Genomic DNA, 19,625 nt, shown 5'->3' on the forward strand with positions numbered 1-19,625 from the left:
CCGCCGTCACAGCGCGACGGTGCGGAACCCGGCGTTGCCCATCGACGAGTCGGGGGTGTTGTGCGACCGGGCCGAGCACCGGTACCGGTTGCAGTACGAGCGGTGGCACAGGTAGCTGCCGCCGCGCAGCACCCGGGTGTCACCGTGCGCGGGCCCTGGCGGGTTCTGCTCGGGTGAGACCGCGTAGTAGCCGGGGTCGAACCGGTCCTGGCACCACTCCCACACGTTGCCCACGCTCTGCCACAGTCCGTACCTGTTCGGGGTGAACGTGCGCACCGGCGCCGTGGTGAGCCAGCCGTCCTCGAGCGTGTTGACGGTGGGGAACGTGCCCTGCCAGATGTTGATCGGCCAGGGGGCGGCGGGTTCGTCGTCTCCCCACGGGTATGTCTTCTCGTGCAGGCCGCCGCGGGCCGCGTACTCCCATTCCGCCTCGGTGGGCAGTCGGCGCCCGGCCCAGGCGCAGTAGGCGACCGCGTCGTTCCAGCTCACGTGCACCACGGGGTGGTCGCCGAGCCCGTCGATCGACGAGTTCCGCCCGCCCGGGTGTCGCCAATCGGCGCCGCGCACGCCCCGCCACCACGGGGTGCCTGCGGCCGGGCCCATCACGTCGTCGTCCGGCGCCTGTACCGCCAGGTGGAACACCGCCGAGAAGCCCCACTGTTCCGCGTCGGTGCGGTACCCGGTGTCGTCGGTGAACCGGGCGAAATCGTCGTTGCTGACGCAGGTCGCGTCGATGACGAACCCGTCGAGCCTGACCCGGTGGCGTGGCACCTCGCCGTCGCCGGGGTTGCGGTCGCCCGACGAGTCACCCATCGTGAACGTCCCGGCCGGAATGCGCGCCTGCTCGATGCGGTGCACTCCGGCAGCGGGGGCGGATGCCGCAGCCTGCGGCCGCGCCGGAGACAGTGGCACGAACCGGTCACGCCCCGGGGTGCCGCACGTGCAGCCCGGGCCGCATCCGGAGGTCATCGCCGGTGCCGTGCCCGGCGACTCATCGCACACCCCGCATCAGGGCGAGCACGGGTTTGGCGCACAGGCCCAGTCCGATGCCGATCACGATCGCGATGCCGCCGAGGATCGCGAAGTAGGGGGTTTCGTTGTGCGGGTCGTAGAACTGCACCAGCCACCCCGATACCGCGGTGCCCAGCGCCACCGACAAGAAGAACAGCGCCACCATCTGTGTCTGGAACGCGGCGGGGGCGAGCTTGGTCGCCACCGACAGGCCGACCGGAGAGAGCAGCAGCTCGGCGATGGTGAACACCAGCAGGATGCCGACGATCGCCACCAGCGGCGTCGAGTTCGGCCCGCCGCCTGAGAACGGCAGGAACAGCAGGAACGCGCAGCCCATGATCACCGCCGCCATCGCGAACTTCAGCGGCGTGGTCGGCTGGCGTCGGCCGAGCCTCGTCCAGACCGCGGCGAACACGCCCGAGAGCACGATGATGAACACCGGATTGATCGACTGCACCCACGACACCGGCATCGTCCAGCCGAACAGGTTGCGGTCCAGCCGCTCGTCCGAGTACACCGTGAGCACGGTGAACTGCTGCTGGTACAGCGACCAGAACGCGACGCTCGTGACGAACAGCGGCAGAAACGCCCACACCCGCGACCGCTCGGTGGCGTCGATGCGGCGGCTGGACAGGATCACCGCGAAGTAGGCGATCGCCGCAGCCAGGGTGGCGACGATGACGATGTCGCTCAGGTTGTCGGGGCGGATGAGCCTGGTCAGTACGCACACCGCGATGAGCACGATCGCCGCGGCCGCGATGATCCCGACCAGCGGGTAGCGGCGCCGCGGCAGCGGGTTGGGCACGTGCCGCGACTGGTCGGGCAGGCCGCGGCGGCCGAACGAGTACTGCACGAGCCCGGCCGCCATGCCGATGGCGGCGAGTCCGAACCCGAAGTGGAAGCCGATGCGCTGCTGCAGGATGCCGGTGAGGATGGGCCCGAAGAAGGCACCCAGGTTGATCCCCAGGTAGAACAGCGAGAATCCGGCGTCGCGACGGGTGTCGTCGGGGGCGTACAGGGTGCCCACCACCGAGGTGGCGTTGGCCTTCAGCCCGCCCGAGCCGAGCGCGACCAGTACCAGGCCGACCCCGACGCCGGCGTACCCGGGCAGCAGCGCGAGCGCGACATGGCCGCACATGATCACGATCGCGCTGATGAACAGCACCCGCTCGGATCCCAGCATCCGGTCGGCGACCCAGGCGCCGAGGATCGTCGACAGGTACACCGCGCCGCCGTACGCGCCGACGATGCCGCCGGCCACCGCCTGGGGTACACCCAGGCCGCCGTCGGTGACCGAGTAGTACAAGTAGATCAGCAGGATGCCCTGCATGCCGTAGAAGCTGAAGCGCTCCCACATCTCCACGCCGAACACGTGGGCAAGGGCCCACGGCTGCCCGAAGAATCGCGTGTCGTGGCTGCCGGTATGGGTCGAAGTCGGCGCAGTCATGCAACAACGGTAATCGCGGTGCACGGATCTGTCGTGACGCCGGTGTCACAGATGGATGCCTCGGCCGCCCCAGTGCCCACTCGCGCGGCGATCACTGCGGCAGCGACGGATGCCGTTCGGCCGCGTCGCGCGCGGCGGGGATGAACAGCGCCACCAGAAGCGCGATGACCGCGGCCGCCCCGCCGAGCACGAACGAGAGCCGGAACGCCGCGGAGGTGGGAACCTGGGCGTCGCCGTGCGTGACCGTCAGGGTCGCCAGCACCGCGCCGATCACCGCGGCGGCGGCGCTGGTGCCCAGCGACCGGAACAGCGCGTTCAGGCCGTTCGAAGCGCCGGTCTCGGTCTGCGGCACCGACCGCATGATCAGCATCGGCATGGCGGCGTAGCCGAACCCGATGCCCACACCGATGAGGATGTTCGCGACCAGGATCTGCCACACCTCGGCCGAGAACAGCAGGGTGTACGCGTAGGCGACGATGAGTGCTGCCGCGCCGGCGATCAGCAGCAGCCGCGGGCCGACCGTGTGGGCGAGCCGGCCCGAGAACGGCGAGAGCACCATCATCACCAGGCCCGAGGGCATCACCACGAGGCTCGCGGCCAGCAGCGACAGGCCGAACCCGGCGCCCGTGCTCTGCGGCAGCTCGAGCATCTGCGGGTAGACGACGTTCGAGGCGAACAGGGCGAATCCCATGGCGACCGAGGCGATGTTCGTCAGCAGCACCGGACGGCGGGCGGCCACCCGCAGATCGAGCAGCGGGTCGGCGATCCGCAGCTCATACCAGCCCCACAGCAGCAGCACGGCGACGCCGCCCAGCCCGCAGCACAGCACCGCCGGCGAGGTCCAGCCCCATTCGTTGCCGCGCGAGATCGCCAGCAGCACACCGACCAGGCCGACCGTCAGCCCCATCGCGCCGATCAGGTCGAACCGGCCGGCGGTGCGCAGTACGCTCACCGGCACGATCCACAGCACGAGCGCGAACACCACCGCGCCCAGGCCCGCCGCCATCCAGAACAGCACATGCCAGTCGCTGTGTTCGGTGATCAGTGCGCTGATCGGCAGCCCGAGCGCGCCGCCGACGCCGAGCGTGGCGCTGATCAGCGCGATCGCGGCGTCGACACGGTCTTCGTGCAGCACGTCGCGCAGGATCGAGATGCCCAGCGGGATGACGCCGGTGACCGCGCCTTGCAGCGCCCGCCCGATGACGATGCCGACGATGCCGGGGGAGGTGGCGGCGATGACCGAACCGAGCACCAGCACCGCCAGCAGCACCAGCACGATGCGGCGCTTGCCGTACATGTCGCCGAGCCGTCCGGCGATGGGGGTCATCACCGCCGCGGCCAGCAGTGTCGCGGTGACCACCCACGCGGTGTCTTCACGGCTGGCGTGCAGCAGTTCGGGGAGCTTGGCCTGGATCGGTACCACGAGCGTGAACATGAACGATGAGGCCAGGCCCGCCACGGCCAGCACCGCGACGATCGCGCCCTGCGGGGGCATCCGGGTGAGGCGGCGTCTGGTCCCCTCATCCCGTGTCACCCGATCAGGCTATCGTCCCGGTCGTGCGTGTTTCGGGCGGCGGTCGGTGCCAGACTGGACAGATGGCAGAGCTCTCGTCGCACACGCCTCCGGGCATCAGCATCCTGCCCCTGCAGACGGTCGAGCAGGTCTTCGCCGCGTCGGCGGTGTTGGGCGAGGTGTGGGGCGGCGACCGATCGGGGATGCCGCCGAACCTGCTGCGCGCGCTCGCGCACGCCGGCAACTACGCGGTCGGCCTCTACGACGGCGACCGCATGATCGGGGCGTCGGTGGCGTTCTTCGCGCAGCCGTCGGCCCGGTCGATGCACTCGCACATCACCGGCTTGCTGCCCGGCTACCGCGGCCGCGAGCTGGGGCGGGCGCTCAAGCAGCACCAGCGCGAGTGGGCGCTGGCGCGTGAGGTGGGCAACATCACCTGGACGTTCGATCCGCTCGTCGCCCGTAACGCGCACTTCAACCTGCAGGTGCTCGGCACCCGGGTCACCGAGTACCTGGTGAACCACTACGGCCCGATGGACGACGGCGTCAACCGCGGCGATGAGACCGACCGCATCATGGTCACCTGGGCCCTGGCCGCCCCGCCGGTGCCCACGCCCGCAGACGACGAGGTCGTGGCATCCGTGCGCATACCGGCCGACATCGAGGCGCTGCGGCGCGACGCGCCGACGGATGCCGCGGCCTGGCGCCTGCGGGTGCGTGAGGAGTTCGACGAGTGCCGTCTCGAGGGCCTTCTCTGCCGCGGATTCGACGACGAGCGCGGCTACCTGTTCGTGCGCCGCTGACCCGCGCCGCGCGCCCGGGCGCCCCGCGCGCGCCGCGCACGCCGCGCACGCCGCGCACGCGAGTTTCACCTCCGTCACACGCGAGTTTCACCTCCGTCGCACGCGAGTTTCACCTGGGTCGCACGCGAGTTTCACCTTGGTCGCGCGCGAGTTGCACCTTGGTCGCACGCGAGGCGTGGAGGTCTCTCGCGGGATCACCGCGTATTCTTGCGAGCTCGCGGTCTGATCGCAGGGACGTCCAGGACGGGGACCGCCCGCTTCATGAACCGGTCGAAATGGGGCACGGTGAACGCGGCATAACCGTGGCTGGGTGTGTAGAGCAGCCCCTTCTCGACCAGTTGCGAACGAGTGGGACCGCATTGCTGTGATGACCGTCCCAGAAGCGCGGCGACGTCGGCGGCCGACTGTGGCTGAGGGCCGAGTTCCGCCATCGCGCGAAGGTAGGCGCGTTCGAGATCCGTCGTGCGGTCCAGTCGCACCCGGAAGAAGCTGCCATCGAGCTTGTCTTCAAAGGCGACGGTGGCCGTGCGCACGTCCTCGCGGGTGATCGGGCTGTGATCGGCTTCGGCCCATGCCGCGTAGCCGAGTTCCTGGAGAAAATAGGGATAGCGTCCCGTGACCTCCAGAGCGAGGTCCAGGGCATCGGTGGTGATGGCGGCGCCCTCGTTCCGGATCGGCCCCGAGAGCGCCTCGCGTGCATCGTCATCCGAGAGTACGTCGATGCTCGGGAACGTGAACAGTCGCTCTGAGTATGACTTCGCCTCTCCGGCGAGTTCGGCGATCTGCGGCAGACCTGCGCCCACGAGCGTGATCGGCAGTGCGCGCTGGACGGTCTTGTGGACGCCCATCACAGCGGCTTCCAGCTGTTCCTTCGAAAGGAACTGAACTTCGTCGAGGAGGATGACGACGCCTTTGCCGGCTTCGGAAGCCGCCTCACCGATGGCGACAAGGAGCTCGGGAAGATCCAGAGAGAGGTTCCCCGAGTCGGCGCGACCTTCCTCGGCATCCGGTGTCATGCCGATCGTGAGGCGGCCGTCGGGATCGACAGCCAACGTGAACGAGCGCAAGACTCGCGCGGCGAGGTGGGCCTTCTCCCGCCAACGGCTCCGCGGAGAGATCTCCAGCAGCACTTGACGCATCTGAGCGGCGAGCTTCGTCCGGAACTCGTCGTCGGAGTGCTTACTGATCTCCAGCTCGATGACGGCCCACCCCGTCTCGGCTGCCATCCGCCGGAACGCGTTGAGGAGCACCGTCTTGCCCACGCCGCGGAGTCCGGTGATCATCATCGACTGTTCCGTCCGGCCCCGAGCGAGCCTGCCGAGAAGGGTGCGAAAGCTGTCCAGCTTGTCATCGCGGCCCACCATGAGCGGCGGCATCGCCCCCGCATTCGGGGTGAAGGGGTTGCTCAACGCATCCATAACAGAGATATTAGAGCTTTATTGCTAGATAAATACTCTTGCAACATCCTTGATCGCCTCGCGCGTAGCTTGAGACCAGCCCGATCTGCCTCGACGAGTCGATCACCTCGGCCGAGGCGGCGGCCCACGCGCTCGCGCTGAGCGCGACATCCGTCGTCAAGATCAAGGCCGGGCGGGTCGGCGGCTACCTCGAGGCGGTGCGGATCCATGACCTGTGCTGGGATGCCGGTGTGCCGATTGTGTTCAGCCGACCGCTCGAGCGCCTTGCGGGCGGGGCTCCGATGTCGGAACCTCCTCCTACAGTGGAATCATGAGCACACCGACCGACTTCGCAGACGCGTTCGATGACGCGCCCGACGATGCGTCGTGTGATGCCCGGTGCGGCGTCGCCTCGGCGTTCCTGGAGGTCGACGAGGTCCTGGGCAACGAGATCGACCCACGTGACGTGTGTGATGCGCACGGCATCCCGGTAGACGAGGCCGACCGGCTCGACGAGGCGTGGCTGGCCGACATCGCCGCATCCGGGGTGCTGCATGACCATGCCGTGGACGAGATCGAGAAGGTCACCGCGCGCGCCCGGGTCGACACGGCCCGCCAGTACGCACTGTTCGCGCAGGTCCTCTCCGATGCCGAGACGGACCCGGCACCGTGGTGCGGGCCCGACCCGACGCTCGATCCGGACTGGGTCGATTCGCGTGGGCGCACCGCGGCGCAGGTGCGCGCGGCGCGCCGTGAGGTCGCCGTGCGCTCGGCAGCGGTTGACATCGCCACCAGGGTGCACCTGTCCGAGCGCGTCGTTCGCACCCGCGCGTACGACGCGCTGACGTTGCAGCAGAGGTGCCCGTTGCTGTGGGCGGCGTTCGCCGCCGGGGGCGTGGAGGAACGCAACGCGGCTCTGGCGGCCACCTTCGCCCAGTCGTTGCCCGATGATGACCCCGACAGCTGGGCGGCGTTCGATCAGGGCATCGCTGATGCGGCGCGGCGGTTGCCGCCGGGTACCTTCCGCACGTACGCGCGGGCGAAGCGGGAACGCGCGCATCCCGAATCAGTCGAGGTGCGTCACGTCCGGGCCCGCGAGGATCGGGCGGTATGGACCGGCCCCGATCTGGACGGCATGGCCACCCTCAGCGTGTTCGGCCCCGCGGCCCGTGTGCACGCGGCCGGTGACCGGGTCGATCAGTACGCGAGGCACCTGCACGCCCAGCCGGGGGAGAGTCGGACTCTCGCCCAGCTGCGCGCCGACGTCGCTCTCGACCTGCTGACCGGCGCCGGGCAGGACGCTGCCGAAGCCACGGCCACCAAGCCCGCGGTCGCCATCACCGTCCCCGTGCTGTCGCTGCTGGGCCGGTCCGACGAGCCGGCAACGCTGGATGGGTACGGGCCGATCGACCTCGAGACGGCGAAGAAGCTCGCCGGCGGCGCCACCAGCTGGGTGCGGATCCTCACCCACCCGATCACCGGCACCGTGCTCGACGTGGACCGCAAGACGTATCGCATCCCGAAAGACCTCCGCCGCTGGCTCGGGGTGCGAGATCCCGTGTGCACGATGCCCGGGTGCGGGCGCGTGGCCCGTGACTGCGACATCGACCATCGCATCGAGTGGCAACATGGCGGAACCACCGACGCCGGCAACACCGGGCCGTTGTGTGAACCCCATCATGTGGTCAAGACCGAGTCGCTGTGGCGGGTCGACACCGACCCCGAGACGGGCAAGGCAATCTGGACCTCACCCACCGGCAACATCCTCGAACCCGACCCGCCCCCCTGGTGACCGGCGCCGCTCGCTGAGCGAGCGATGTCGCCATCATCCGGGTCCGCTGACCGCCAGAGGGGAGGAGCCTCGACGCTGCATGTCGGGGGCTCCTGGCTTACTTACCGCCCGAATGGCGCGCCTGGCGGTGCGTGAGCCATAGGTTGACGAGGAAGCCGAGGATGGCGGAGAGCGTTCCTGTGATCACGGCGGTAGATGGGGGAACCGTGAAGACCACTTGCACCCCTCCAATGATGACGCCGACGACGATCCAGGTGATAGCTGTCCTCACCCACGTACGAGTTGCCATTGGACTCTAGACCCCTCCGCCCCGCTTGAGCCGGGGCAAGCCGCTACGTATACCCTAGGCACTCCCACGAATGGGACGTCTTCATGGACGCACTTGTGCCGGCGCACTGCGGTCGATGTCCAAGGCCGAGCATCACACTCACCCGGGCCGCACCTACACCGGCGCCCGCCCCTCGTAGAGCAGCGTCGGCGTCGGCAGCAAAGGCCGATCGCGCACGCGCACGTGCCGCACCTCGACCTCGGCGAAACCGGCCGCGCGCAGCGCCGGCAGCGGATCGCGATCCTGGTGGCATCCACCGCACCACCGCACCGTGAACGGCGTCGCCAGCCGCTGCACCAGCGGCAGCACCCGGCCTCGCGGCGCGCGCACGTGCTCGACCAGCAGCACCCGCCCGCCCGGCACCAGCACGCGCCGCATCTCGCGCGCCGCCGCCGCCACATCGGCCACTGTGCACAGCACGTACGTGCCGATGACGGTGTCGACGGATGCCTCACCCAGCGGCACGCGCTCGGCGACCGCATCCATCGGCTCGGCCTCATGCCCCCACTCCCGGGCGCGCTGGGCGAGTTCGGCACGCCGCTCGGCATCGGGCTCCAGCCCCTGCCAGCGCACCTCGGGCGGCAGCGCGCCGAAGTTCTCGCCCCGGCCGGCGCCGATCTCGAGCACGCGTCCCCGCGCGCGGCCGATCAGCTCACGCTCGAGGTCGTCCAGCTCGTCGTCGTCGATCAGCGGGTCCGGGGACATCCCCTCAGTCTGCGCGCGACCGCGGCGATGCGCGAGGGGGCTGCGGGCGTTTCGACTCCGGCCCGCGGGCCCCGCCAGCGACCTCATCGACGGCCACGCGCACGTCGCGCAGCGACCGCGTGCGTGCCGAACCCGACGTGGCCCGGCCCGCGATGAAGTCGGCGCAAATGCTGGCGCAGAACACAGGAAACCCCTAGGCTCAGGGGCTGTGACTACACCACCGATTCCTCCGCAGCAGCCGCCCGTGCCTCCGCAGGGCGGCTACGGCCAGCCGGCACCGTCGATGAACCCGGCCGACGAGAAGCTCTGGGCGACCCTCGTGCACATCGGCGGCATCTTCTTCGAGTTCCTGCCCGCCCTGATCGGCTACCTGGTGCTCAAGGACCGCGGTCCGTTCATCCGCTCGCACACCAAGGCGGCGCTGAACTTCCAGCTCACGCTGGTCATCGCCTGGGTGGTCGGGTTCATCACCGCGTTCATCCTCATCGGATTCATCATCATGCTGGCGGCCGCGGTCCTGAACATCGTGTTCTCGATCATCGCCGCCGTGAAGGCGAACCAGGGCGAGTTCTACACCTACCCGATGTCCATCCCGTTCATCAAGTGACAGTCGTTTGACCCGGCCGGGCCGACGACGGCCCGCCGATAGAATCGAGGATGCCGCCACTGGCGGCATCCTCTTTTCTTCTTCGTGCGACCATTGGAGCCACCGTGGCCGAGCCGTCCCGTCTCGACAAAGTCATCGCCCTCGCCCGCCACCGCGGGTTCGTGTTCCAGGCCGGTGAGATCTACGGCGGGTCGCGGTCGGCGTGGGACTACGGGCCGCTGGGAACCGAGCTGAAGGAGAACATCCGCCGGCAGTGGTGGCAGAGCTTCGTACGCGGCCGCGGCGACATGGTGGGGCTGGACTCGTCGGTGATCCTGCCCAAGCGCGTGTGGGAGGCATCCGGCCACGTCGCCACCTTCACCGACCCGCTCGTGGAGTGCCTGCAGTGCCACAAGCGGTTCCGTGCCGACACCCTCATCGAGGACTTCGAGGCGCGCAAGGGCCGGCCCGCCGAGAACGGCCTGGCCGACGTGCCCTGCCCGAACTGCGGCACCAAGGGCCGCTACACCGAGCCCAAGGCGTTCTCGGGCCTGATGAAGACGTACCTCGGCGTCGTCGATGACGAGGCGGGCCTGCACTTTCTGCGGCCCGAGACCGCGCAGGGCATCTTCATCAACTTCGCGAACGTCGTGCAGGCCTCGCGCCGCAAACCGCCGTTCGGCGTCGGCCAGGTGGGCAAGGCGTTCCGCAACGAGATCACGCCGGGCAACTTCATCTTCCGCACCCGCGAGTTCGAGCAGATGGAGATCGAGTACTTCGTGCCGCCGGCCGACGCGCAGCAGTGGTTCGAGCACTGGGTCGACGAGTGCTGGAACTGGTTCACCGACCTCGGCCTGAACCCCGACAACATGCGCCGGTTCGACGTGCCCCCAGGCGAGCGCGCGCACTACTCCGACGGCACCATCGACCTGGAGTATCGGTTCGGGTTCGCCGGAAAGGAGTGGGGCGAGCTGATGGGTGTGGCCAACCGCACCGACTTCGACCTGCGCAACCACTCCGAGGCATCCGGTCATGCCCTGTCGTACTTCGATCAGGCGTCGGGCGAGCGGTACATCCCGTACGTGATCGAGCCGTCGTTCGGCCTCACCCGCGCCATGATGGCGTTCCTGGTCGACGCGTACCGCGAAGAAGAGGCCCCGAACGCGAAGGGCGGCACCGACACCCGCACCGTGCTGGGCCTTGACCCGCGGCTGGCGCCGGTCAAGGTCGCGGTGCTGCCGCTGAGCCGCAACGAGCGGCTGTCACCGCTGGCGCGCGAGCTGGCCGACCGGCTGCGCGGGCGCGGCTGGGTGACCGACTTCGACGACGCCGGCGCGATCGGTCGCCGCTACCGACGGCAGGATGAGATCGGCACCCCGTTGTGCGTGACCGTCGACTTCGACTCGCTCGACGACGACGCCGTGACCGTGCGCGATCGCGACACCATGGCGCAGGAGCGGGTGCCGGTCGCCGCCGTCGAGGAGTACCTGGCTGAGCGGCTGCGCGGCGCGTAGGGCGAGTGGATGCCGCACCCCGCGGCATCCGCCCACGCCCCCCACACCCCGTGGCAACGCGCGCCGGCACTAGGCTTCAGCCATGAACCCCCGCGCCGACACCGTCGACGGCGTGCTCCGACGCAGCGCCGCACGCACCCCCGATCGCACCGCCCTCACCTTCGAGGACCGCACCTGGACCTACCGCGAGTTCGACGACGCCGTCTCGCGCGTCGCCGCCTGGCTGGTCGCGCAGGGCGCACGCCCAGGCGACCGGATCGCCGCCTACGGCACGAACTCCGACGCGTACGTGATCGCGTTCCTCGCCTGCGTACGCGCGGGTCTCGTGCATGTGCCGGTCAACTACGCGCTCCGCGGCGACGAGCTCGCATACCTGCTCGAAACCTCGGGGGCGAGGGTGCTGCTGGCCGATCCGGCGCTCGCCGAGGCATCCGACCCCGTCTGCGCCCGGCTGGGCATCGACCGCGTGCCGCTGCGCGGCGGCGACGACTCGGTGCTGGCCGCCGCGACGGCGGGAGCCGTGCCGGTGATCGACGAGCAGGTGGATGCCGCAGACCTCGCTCAGTTGCTGTTCACCTCGGGTACGACCTCGAAGCCGAAGGGTGCGATGATGAGCCACCGCGCCCTCGTCAGCGAATACGTCTCGTGCGTGATCGCACTCGACCTGGCCGCCGACGACCGGCCCCTCGTGTGCATGCCGCTGTACCACTCGGCCGCGATGCACGTGTTCATGATGCCGTATCTGTCGATCGGTGCCACCGTGACGCTGCTGGGTGCGCCGGTCGTGCCCGAGATCCTCGAACGGGTGGAGTCCGAGCGCATCGGCTCGCTGTTCCTCGCCCCGACCGTGTGGGTGCCGCTGGCGAACCACCCCGACCTCGACACGCGCGACCTGTCGTCGCTGACCAAGGCGCAGTACGGGGCGTCGATCATGCCCGTGACCGTGCTGCAGCGCCTGCGCGAACGCTACCCTGACCTGGGGTTCTACAACTGCTTCGGACAGTCTGAGATCGCGCCGCTGGCCACCGTGCTGCGCCCCGAAGAGCACGACGAACGCCCCGCCTCGTGCGGACGCCCGGTCTTGTTCGTTCAGGCGCGGGTGGTGGATGCCGCCGGCCACGACGTGCCCGACGGTGAACCCGGCGAGATCCTCTACCGGTCGCCGCAGCTGTGCGACGGGTACTGGAACGACCCGGAGGCCACCGCCGAGGCGTTCCGCGACGGGTGGTTCCACTCCGGCGACCTCGTCACCCGCGACGCCGAGGGCTTCATCACGGTCGTCGACCGCATCAAGGACGTGATCAACACCGGTGGCATCCTCGTCGCCTCACGCGAGGTCGAGGACGCGCTCTACACGCATGCGGCCGTCGCCGAGGTCGCCGTGGTGGGCCTGCCCGACGAACGCTGGATCGAGGCGATCACCGCGTTCGTCGTGCGGCGTGACGGCGTGCCGGTCACCCCCGACGAGCTCATCGCGCACGTGAAGGGCATGCTCGCCGCGTTCAAGGTGCCCAAACGCGTCGAGTTCATCGACGAGCTGCCGCGCAACCAGAGCGGCAAGCTGCTCAAACGCGAACTGCGTACGCGGGCGTAGCCGGTGACGGCGGCGCCCACGCCCGCCCGGGCACAGCCGGCGCGAGGCGCTCACACGGGCACAGCCGGCGCGGAGCGCTCACGCGGGCACGAGCCGGCCGAGTGCGCGGGTGTAGTCCTCTTTGATGATGTCCAGGTGCGCCCAGCTCTCCAGTGAGGCCACCTCGGGCAGCGCGCGGATCTGCTCGACCACCGCGAGCACGTTCGCCGGCGTCGATCCGCCGATCGTCGCGATGAAGTCGTAGCTGCCGTGCGAGCGGGCGGCGAAGTCGATCGCGCGCGAGTCGAGGATGTACCGCCGCACCGGCTCGGCCTCGCCGCACAGTGTGATGCCCACACCCAGTGCCACCCGGTTGCGCGACAGGCCACCCGACGGGATCGCCGAGATGCGGATGACGCCTGCGTCGATCATCCGCCGCACCCGCGACCGGGTCGACGACGGTGACAGGTGCACGGCATCCGCCAGCGCCCGAAAGCTTGCCCGCCCGTCGCGCTGCAGGGCGGCGATGAGCCGGTGGTCCAGCTCGTCCAGGGTCACCTCGGTGCGCGACTCGGCGACGAAGAACCCCTTCAGCACCTCGGCGTACGTGGTCACCCGCACCTGCCGCACCGCCTCGATGCGGCGCACCGCATCGAGCATCGCGTGCAACTCGGCGACGTCGCCGTGCCGCGACTCGAACACCAGCGGCGCGGTGCCGCTGACCAGCGACACGAAAACGGCATCCGGCATCTGCGCGATCTGCTCGGCGACCGGCCGCGCCGGCCCGACGATGCTCACCATGCCGTGGATGAGCACATGATGCCCGGCGAAGCCCGGGTCCAGCGCCGCGATGATGCGCAGCCCGTCACGCTCGATGAGCGTGCGCAGCCGCTGCGCGACGTAATCGCGTGAGATATCGAGCGTGCGTGCGAGGTCTTGGATGCTGGTGCGCCCGTTCTCTTGCAGCGCATGGATGAGTTCGCCGTCGACGTCGTCGTCGCGGTCTTTCGCGCGCGGCGCCTGGCCGCGCTCGGTCGGCACGCTCATCCAGGCCCCCTTCTGCCCGCGTGTGCGAAATAGCCGGATCTGCCGGGTGGATGCCACGAATCCGCGGCCGATCTGCCGGTAACGGCCGTTCAAATTTCGCACCTGGCGGCAGGCTACCGCAGATGAGCGGTTTCAGGCGCTATGAAGGGCACCATCTGCCGTCGACGGATCGCCGTGACCGGCCTATAGTCGCCTCAACCCGCGCAGCATCCATCGCCGTCGCTGCACCCCCGTCAGAGCAAGGGAGCCCTGTATGTCCGCCTCCACCGCCCCACAGCCGGTGCACTCGCATCGCCGAGCGCTGCGCGCCGGCTTCGCCGCACTGGTCGGCACCTCGATCGAGTGGTACGACTTCTACGTGTACGCGACCGCCGCAGCGATCGTGTTCCCGCAGGTGTTCTTCCCCGAGGTCGACCACGCCCTGGGCACCCTCGCCTCGTTCGGCACCTACGCCGTCGCGTTCTTCATGCGCCCGCTGGGCGGCATCATCTTCGGGCACATCGGCGACAAGATCGGCCGCAAGCCCGCCCTGACCATCACCCTGATGACGATGGGTGTCGCGACCGTGCTGGTCGGATGCGTGCCCGGCTACGCGACGATCGGGGTGTGGGGTGCGATCATCCTCATCCTGCTGCGCATGGCGCAGGGCCTGGCCGTCGGCGGCGAATGGGGCGGCGCGAGCCTCATGTCGGTCGAGAGCGCACCGCCCAAGCACAAGGTCTTCTACGGCGGGTTCACCCAGCTGGGCAACCCCCTCGGTGCGCTGCTGGCCACCGGCGCGTTCTGGATCCTGGCCGCGATGGGCGACGAGGTGCTGCTCAGTTGGGGCTGGCGCATCCCGTTCCTGTTCAGCATCGTGCTGATCGCGGTGGGCGTCTGGGTGCGTTACCGGGTTGAAGAGACGCCCGTGTTCGAAGAGAAGATCGAGGGGCACAAGCAGTCCACCCCGATCCTGTTCGCGCTGCGCAACAACTGGTGGCCGATGCTGCTGGGCTTCTGCATCATCGCCATGTCGTCGGGCGGGTACGTGATCGCCACCACGTTCGTGCAGAACTTCGCGACCGGCCCCGACGTGGGGCTGGCGGCCTCCATCATCCTGGGCGCCATGACCGTGGCATCCTTCGTCGAGACCCTGGTGACGCTGCCGTTGGCGTGGCTGGGCGACAGGTGGGGTGGCAAGTCGATCATCTACCTGGGCGTCATCTTGTCGTTCCTGGTGTTCCTGCCGCTGGTGCTGGTCATCCAGAACCACCAGGTCACGATGATCTACGTGCTGGTCTCGGCGCTGCGACTGACCCTCAGCGGCGCATGGGCATCGCTGTCGACGGTGATGACGCAGATGTTCCGGCCGCAGGCCCGCTACACGTCCATGTCGCTGTCGTACGGCATCGGTGCCGCCGTGTGGGGCGGCCTGTCGCCGGCGATCGCGTCGGGCCTGCTGGCGGCGACCGGCAACTTCTGGTCGGTGGTCGCCTTCTTCGGGGTGCTGTGCGTGGTCGCCCTGTTCGGCACGTTCTTCGCGCCGCAGCACTCCGACATGGCACCGGCGACCGATTCGCTGACCCCGCGGATGGACACCACCACCGTCCGCAACATCGGCAAGAGGAGCAGATGAGCATGCGCCGCCTGGCGACCTATGATGACCGTGACTCGGCGGCGACCCTGATCACGGCCCGCACGATCCACACCGTCGACGAGCAGAACCCCCGCGCCGAGGCGATGCTCACCGCGGGCGGCATGATCATCGCGGTCGGCTCGCGCGACGAGGTCGAACAGGCGGCCGCCGCGGCGGGGCTCGATCCGATCCGCATCGACCACCCCGACGCGACCGTGGTGCCCGGGTTCATCGACGCCCACGCCCACCCGCTGATGTATGGGCAGCTACTGACCTGGGTGGACGTCGGCCCCGACGAGGCCGGCTCCATCCCCGAGATCGTGGAGCTCATGCGCGAGCGGGCGGCCACCCTGCCTGCCGGGGTGCCGGTGCGCGGCTTCGGCTACGAGCAGCGCAACCTCGTGGAGAAGCGCCACCCCACCCGGCACGAGCTCGACCAGATCGCCACCGACCGCGAGGTGTACATCATGAACGCCTCCGGCCACGGCGGCGTGGTCAACACGTTCACGCTCGCCCGCTACGGCATCACCCGCGACACCCCGAACCCCGAAGGCGGCGAGTTCTTCCGCGACGCGGACGGCGAGCTGACCGGCGAGCTCTCGGATGCCGCCTGCAACGTGCTCACCGGACTGCACGGGGTGAAGGTCGGCCACCACGGACCGAACTTCCACCTCGCCGACGCCCCGGCCGAACACCAGCGGCAGCTGGGCCACGTGCAGCGCGAGTTCCTGGCCGGCGGGGTGACCGCGATCGGCGACGCCCAGGTGTCCCAGCGCGAGTTCGCCGCCTACCTCGAGCTCGCCGACCGCGGCGCGCTGCATGTGCGGGTGTCGATGTACTTCCTCTCGCACCTGCTCGACCAGGTCATCGAGCTGGGCCTGACCGGCCCGTTCGGCAACGCGTTCCTCTCGTTCGCCGGCATCAAGCTGTACGCCGACGGCACACTCGGCGGCTGGACCGCGTACTTCCCCGAAGGGTATGTGGGCGATCCGTGCCGCACCGGCCAGCTGTACCACGAGCCGGCCGAGTACGCCGAGCTGGTGAGCAAGGCCCACGCCGCCGGGCTGCAGACCGCCACGCACGCCCAGTCCCCGGTCGCCATCAAGATGGTGGTGGATGCGGTCGAGCAGGCGCTCGCCGACACACCCGACGCCGATGCGCGGCACCGCATCGAGCACTGCGGTCTGCCCACGCCCGATGACATCGCCCGCATGGCCCGGCTCGGCATGCGCCCGGTCAACCAGACCCAGCACTACTACAACTGGGGCGAGGGGGTCGAGCAGGCCATCGGCACGCCTGGCGAGCGGTTCAACCCGCTCGGCGAATTCCGTGACGCCGGCGTGCCGATCACGATCTCGTCCGATGCGCCGGTGGCCGAGCCGCGCCCGCTCGAGGCGATCCAGGCGGCGGTGACCCGGGTGACCCGGCGCGGCCACAAGCTCGGACCCGACACGCTGTGCATCAGTGCGGCCGACGCGCTGCGCGCGCACACCCTCGAAGGGGCGACGTCGATCGGCCGCGAGAACGAGCTGGGCTCGCTGACGGTCGGCAAGCGCGCCGACTTCGTCATCCTCGGCGGCGACCCGCTCGCGGTGCCGGCAGAGCAGATCGCCGAGATCCCGGTGCTCGAGACCTGGGTGGACGGCACCGTGAAGTATCGGACGGACGGAAGATGAGCGAAAGCATGCACACAGACGACAAGCGCACGACCGGCTCGGTGGTCATGCAGACCCTGCGCGGCTACGGCGTCGATACCGTGTTCGGCATCCCCGGCACCCACAACCTCGAGTTCTACCGGCCACTGCGTGCCCTCGGCATCCGTCCCGTCACGACCCGCCACGAGCAGGGCGCCGGGTACGCCGCCGACGGCTGGTCGTTGCAGACCGGGATGCCGGGCGTCGTGCTGACCACCAGCGGCCCGGGCCTGCTCAACGCGCTGTCGGCGGCGGGCACCGCATACTGCGAGTCCCGGCCGATGATCATCCTGTCGCCCGGCCCCGCCCGCGGCCGCGAGTTCGCCGACGTCGGCACGCTGCACGAGACCAAGGACCAGCTGGCCGCGGCATCCGCCGTCGTGGAATGGGGCCGCCGGGTCTCGTCCGCCGCCGAAGCCGTGACCGCGGTCCACGACGCGTTCGCGCTGTTCGCCACCGGCCGCCCCCGGCCGGTGTACATCGAGGTTCCGCTGGACGTGCTCGAAGAGGTCGCCGACCTTCCCGACGAGCAGCTCGCGCCGCGCACGTCCCCGGCGGCACCGGTACCCGACCCCGACACGATCGCCGAGGCGGCACGGCTGCTGGCCGCAGCCGCAGACCCCGTCATCCTCGCCGGCGGCGGTTCGCGCGGCGCAGCCGACGAGCTGCGCGCCGTGGCCGAACGGCTGGGTGCCCCGGTGGTGACGACGCTGAACGCCAAGGGCGTGCTCGACGAGCACCACCCGCTGTCGCTGGGCTCGAACCTGCGCCTGGCCGCCGCCCGCAACCGCGCCCGCGACGCCGACGTGCTGCTCGTGGTCGGCTCCAAGCTCGGCGAAGCCGAACTCTGGGTCGACCGGCTCGACGCCCGTGGCACCGTCATCCGCATCGACCTGGTCGCCTCGCAACTGAACAAGAACCAGGACGCGACCGTCGGTATCGTCGGCGACGCCGCCGCCGCGCTGGGCGCACTCGCCGACGCGCTCGGGCGCGGTGAACCGGCGCAGAACGCCCGGGTCGCCGAGACGCTGGCCGCGGTGCGCGCCGAGACCGCCGAGCTCTCACCCGGCAACACCGCTCTGGCCGAGTGCATCGCCGGGGTGCTGCCGCCCGACGCGATCGTCGCGACCGACTCGTCGCAGATCGCCTACTGGGGGCTGCTCAACGTGCTGAAGGCGTCGCGTGCGAACTCCACCCCGTACATGGGCACCTACGCCACCCTCGGCTACGGGCTGCCGGCCGCGCTCGGGTCGCGCATCGCCGCACCCGACCGGCCCGCGTTCGTGGTCGTCGGCGACGGTGCGCTGATGTTCTCGCTGCAAGAGATGATGACCGTCGTCGAGCAGGGCCTGGACGTCACCGTGATCGTCGTCGACAACGGCGGCTACGCCGAGATCAAGCAGAACGAGGCCGACGCCGGCATCGCCCCGATCGGCGTCGAGCTGACCCAGCCCGACTGGGCGGCCCTCGGCGCCGCGTTCGGCGGCACCGGCCACCGGCCCGCCGACGCCGGCGCGCTCGCCGCCGCCGTGCGGCAGGCGCTTGCCGACGGCGGGCTGCAGGTGATCCACCTCGCCCAGGCGTCGTTCGATGTCGGCGCCACCACCACGAAGGAGCAGGCATGAGCACCCCGATCGGACCGGCAGACGCCTCGAAGACCCCGCGCTACGCGGGACTGTCGACCTTCGCCCGGCTGCCGCGGCTCGAAGACGTCGGCGACGTCGACATCGCCGTGGTCGGCATCCCGTTCGACACCGGGGTGAGCTTCCGCCCCGGTGCCCGGTTCGGACCCGAGCACGTGCGTGCCTCGAGTCGGCTGCTGCGCCCCTACAACCCGGCGCAAGACTTCTCGGGATGGGAGGCGGTGCAGGTGGCGGATGCCGGTGACATCGCCGTCAACCCGTTCCACATCCACGAGGCGGTCGACGCCATCGCCGAGGCGGCGACCGACCTGGGCAGCCGGGTCGACCGCATCCTCACCATCGGCGGCGACCACACCATCGCCTACCCGCTGTTGAAGGCGATCAGCGCCAAGCACGGACCGGTCGCGGTCGTGCACTTCGACGCACACCTGGACACCTGGGACACCTACTTCGACGAGCCCATCACACACGGCACGCCGTTCCGGCGGGCATCCGAAGAGGGATTCCTCGACCGCACCGCGTCGGTGCACGTGGGCACCCGCGGCCCGCTGTACGGCAAGGGCGACCTCGAAGACGACGAGCGACTGGGCTTTTCGATCATCACCAGCGAATACGTGGAAGAGAACGGCATCCCCGCCGCCCTCGACCGGCTGCGCCGCCGCATCGGCGACAAGCCGCTCTACGTCTCGGTCGACATCGACGTGCTCGACCCCGCGCACGCGCCGGGCACCGGCACCCCCGAGGCGGGGGGCCTGACCAGCCGCGAACTGCTGCGCCTGATCCGGGGCCTGGCCGACCTCGACATCGTGGGGGCCGACGTGGTCGAGGTCGCCCCCGCGTACGACCACGCCCAGATGACCGGCATCGCCGCCAGCCACGTCGCCTACGACATCATGACCGCCATGGCCCGCGCCATCGTGCGCGGCCGCGGCCAGTGACACGCCCAGCCAGGAGACC

General features: G+C 69.9%; 16 protein-coding genes. 10 read left to right on the forward strand and 6 right to left on the reverse strand.

Annotated features, from left to right (window positions below; genetic code table 11):
- Window positions 1-6: 6 nt before the first annotated feature.
- The 3 genes from H577_RS0106955 to H577_RS0106965 all read right to left on the reverse strand — a co-directional run bounded on the left by H577_RS0106955 (window position 7) and on the right by H577_RS0106965 (window position 3,953).
- Window positions 7-969 (reverse strand): formylglycine-generating enzyme family protein, encoded by a 963-nt coding sequence (locus tag H577_RS0106955; RefSeq protein ID WP_029145351.1) that lies wholly within the window; start codon window positions 967-969, stop codon window positions 7-9.
- A gap of 22 nt (window positions 970-991) precedes the next feature.
- The gene (locus tag H577_RS0106960; RefSeq protein ID WP_029145352.1) at window positions 992-2,458 is read right to left on the reverse strand and encodes a peptide MFS transporter; all 1,467 of its coding nucleotides are present in this window, start codon (window positions 2,456-2,458) and stop codon (window positions 992-994) included.
- 91 nt (window positions 2,459-2,549) lie between these two features.
- Window positions 2,550-3,953, reverse strand: coding sequence for an MFS transporter (locus H577_RS0106965; RefSeq protein ID WP_029145353.1), 1,404 nt, complete (start codon window positions 3,951-3,953; stop codon window positions 2,550-2,552).
- A 101-nt stretch (window positions 3,954-4,054) separates the two neighbouring features.
- Here H577_RS0106965 and H577_RS0106970 point away from each other — a divergent pair, with 101 nt between their 5' ends.
- Entirely contained in the window at window positions 4,055-4,774 is a 720-nt protein-coding gene (locus H577_RS0106970; protein WP_029145354.1) for a hypothetical protein, read from the forward strand.
- A 194-nt stretch (window positions 4,775-4,968) separates the two neighbouring features.
- Here the strand turns inward: H577_RS0106970 and H577_RS0106975 are convergent, their stop codons facing one another.
- On the reverse strand, window positions 4,969-6,192 hold the full coding sequence (locus H577_RS0106975; protein WP_029145355.1) for an ATP-binding protein: 1,224 nt from the start codon (window positions 6,190-6,192) through the stop codon (window positions 4,969-4,971).
- Window positions 6,193-6,329: 137 nt separating this feature from the next.
- On the opposite strand from H577_RS0106975, the gene H577_RS18260 reads away from it, so the two are divergent.
- Complete coding sequence (locus H577_RS18260; RefSeq protein WP_425411315.1) at window positions 6,330-6,506, forward strand: hypothetical protein; 177 nt, start codon at window positions 6,330-6,332, stop codon at window positions 6,504-6,506.
- Entirely contained in the window at window positions 6,503-7,963 is a 1,461-nt protein-coding gene (locus tag H577_RS16940; RefSeq protein ID WP_051191828.1) for an HNH endonuclease signature motif containing protein, read from the forward strand. The genes H577_RS18260 and H577_RS16940 overlap by 4 nt, the downstream gene beginning before the upstream one ends.
- A gap of 442 nt (window positions 7,964-8,405) precedes the next feature.
- Here the strand turns inward: H577_RS16940 and H577_RS15470 are convergent, their stop codons facing one another.
- Complete coding sequence (locus H577_RS15470) at window positions 8,406-8,996, reverse strand: class I SAM-dependent methyltransferase (RefSeq protein ID WP_051191829.1); 591 nt, start codon at window positions 8,994-8,996, stop codon at window positions 8,406-8,408.
- A gap of 208 nt (window positions 8,997-9,204) precedes the next feature.
- On the opposite strand from H577_RS15470, the gene H577_RS0106995 reads away from it, so the two are divergent.
- From H577_RS0106995 to H577_RS0107005, 3 genes are all read left to right on the forward strand, one after another.
- On the forward strand, window positions 9,205-9,603 hold the full coding sequence (locus tag H577_RS0106995; RefSeq protein WP_036284087.1) for a magnetosome magnetite crystal formation protein family: 399 nt from the start codon (window positions 9,205-9,207) through the stop codon (window positions 9,601-9,603).
- 104 nt (window positions 9,604-9,707) lie between these two features.
- Window positions 9,708-11,096, forward strand: coding sequence for a glycine--tRNA ligase (locus H577_RS0107000; RefSeq protein ID WP_029145357.1), 1,389 nt, complete (start codon window positions 9,708-9,710; stop codon window positions 11,094-11,096).
- Between the two features lie 82 nt (window positions 11,097-11,178).
- Window positions 11,179-12,690, forward strand: a complete 1,512-nt coding sequence (locus tag H577_RS0107005; protein ID WP_029145358.1) for a fatty acyl-CoA synthetase — start codon at window positions 11,179-11,181, stop codon at window positions 12,688-12,690.
- A 78-nt stretch (window positions 12,691-12,768) separates the two neighbouring features.
- Here H577_RS0107005 and H577_RS0107010 read toward each other — a convergent pair whose 3' ends face one another.
- Window positions 12,769-13,716, reverse strand: a complete 948-nt coding sequence (locus H577_RS0107010) for an Lrp/AsnC family transcriptional regulator (protein ID WP_051191841.1) — start codon at window positions 13,714-13,716, stop codon at window positions 12,769-12,771.
- 253 nt (window positions 13,717-13,969) lie between these two features.
- Here H577_RS0107010 and H577_RS0107015 point away from each other — a divergent pair, with 253 nt between their 5' ends.
- From H577_RS0107015 to speB, 4 genes are read left to right on the forward strand one after another with little or no spacing between them, the layout of a single operon-like run.
- The gene (locus tag H577_RS0107015) at window positions 13,970-15,331 is read left to right on the forward strand and encodes an MFS transporter (protein WP_029145360.1); all 1,362 of its coding nucleotides are present in this window, start codon (window positions 13,970-13,972) and stop codon (window positions 15,329-15,331) included.
- A gap of 2 nt (window positions 15,332-15,333) precedes the next feature.
- Window positions 15,334-17,007, forward strand: coding sequence for an amidohydrolase (locus H577_RS0107020; protein WP_029145361.1), 1,674 nt, complete (start codon window positions 15,334-15,336; stop codon window positions 17,005-17,007).
- Complete coding sequence (locus tag H577_RS0107025; protein WP_029145362.1) at window positions 17,004-18,650, forward strand: thiamine pyrophosphate-binding protein; 1,647 nt, start codon at window positions 17,004-17,006, stop codon at window positions 18,648-18,650. The genes H577_RS0107020 and H577_RS0107025 overlap by 4 nt, the downstream gene beginning before the upstream one ends.
- Window positions 18,647-19,606, forward strand: a complete 960-nt coding sequence (gene speB, locus H577_RS0107030; protein WP_029145363.1) for an agmatinase — start codon at window positions 18,647-18,649, stop codon at window positions 19,604-19,606. The genes H577_RS0107025 and speB overlap by 4 nt, the downstream gene beginning before the upstream one ends.
- Window positions 19,607-19,625: the final 19 nt, after the last annotated feature.

This window comes from Microbacterium luticocti DSM 19459 (assembly GCF_000422405.1).
GTDB lineage: Bacteria > Actinomycetota > Actinomycetes > Actinomycetales > Microbacteriaceae > Microbacterium > Microbacterium luticocti.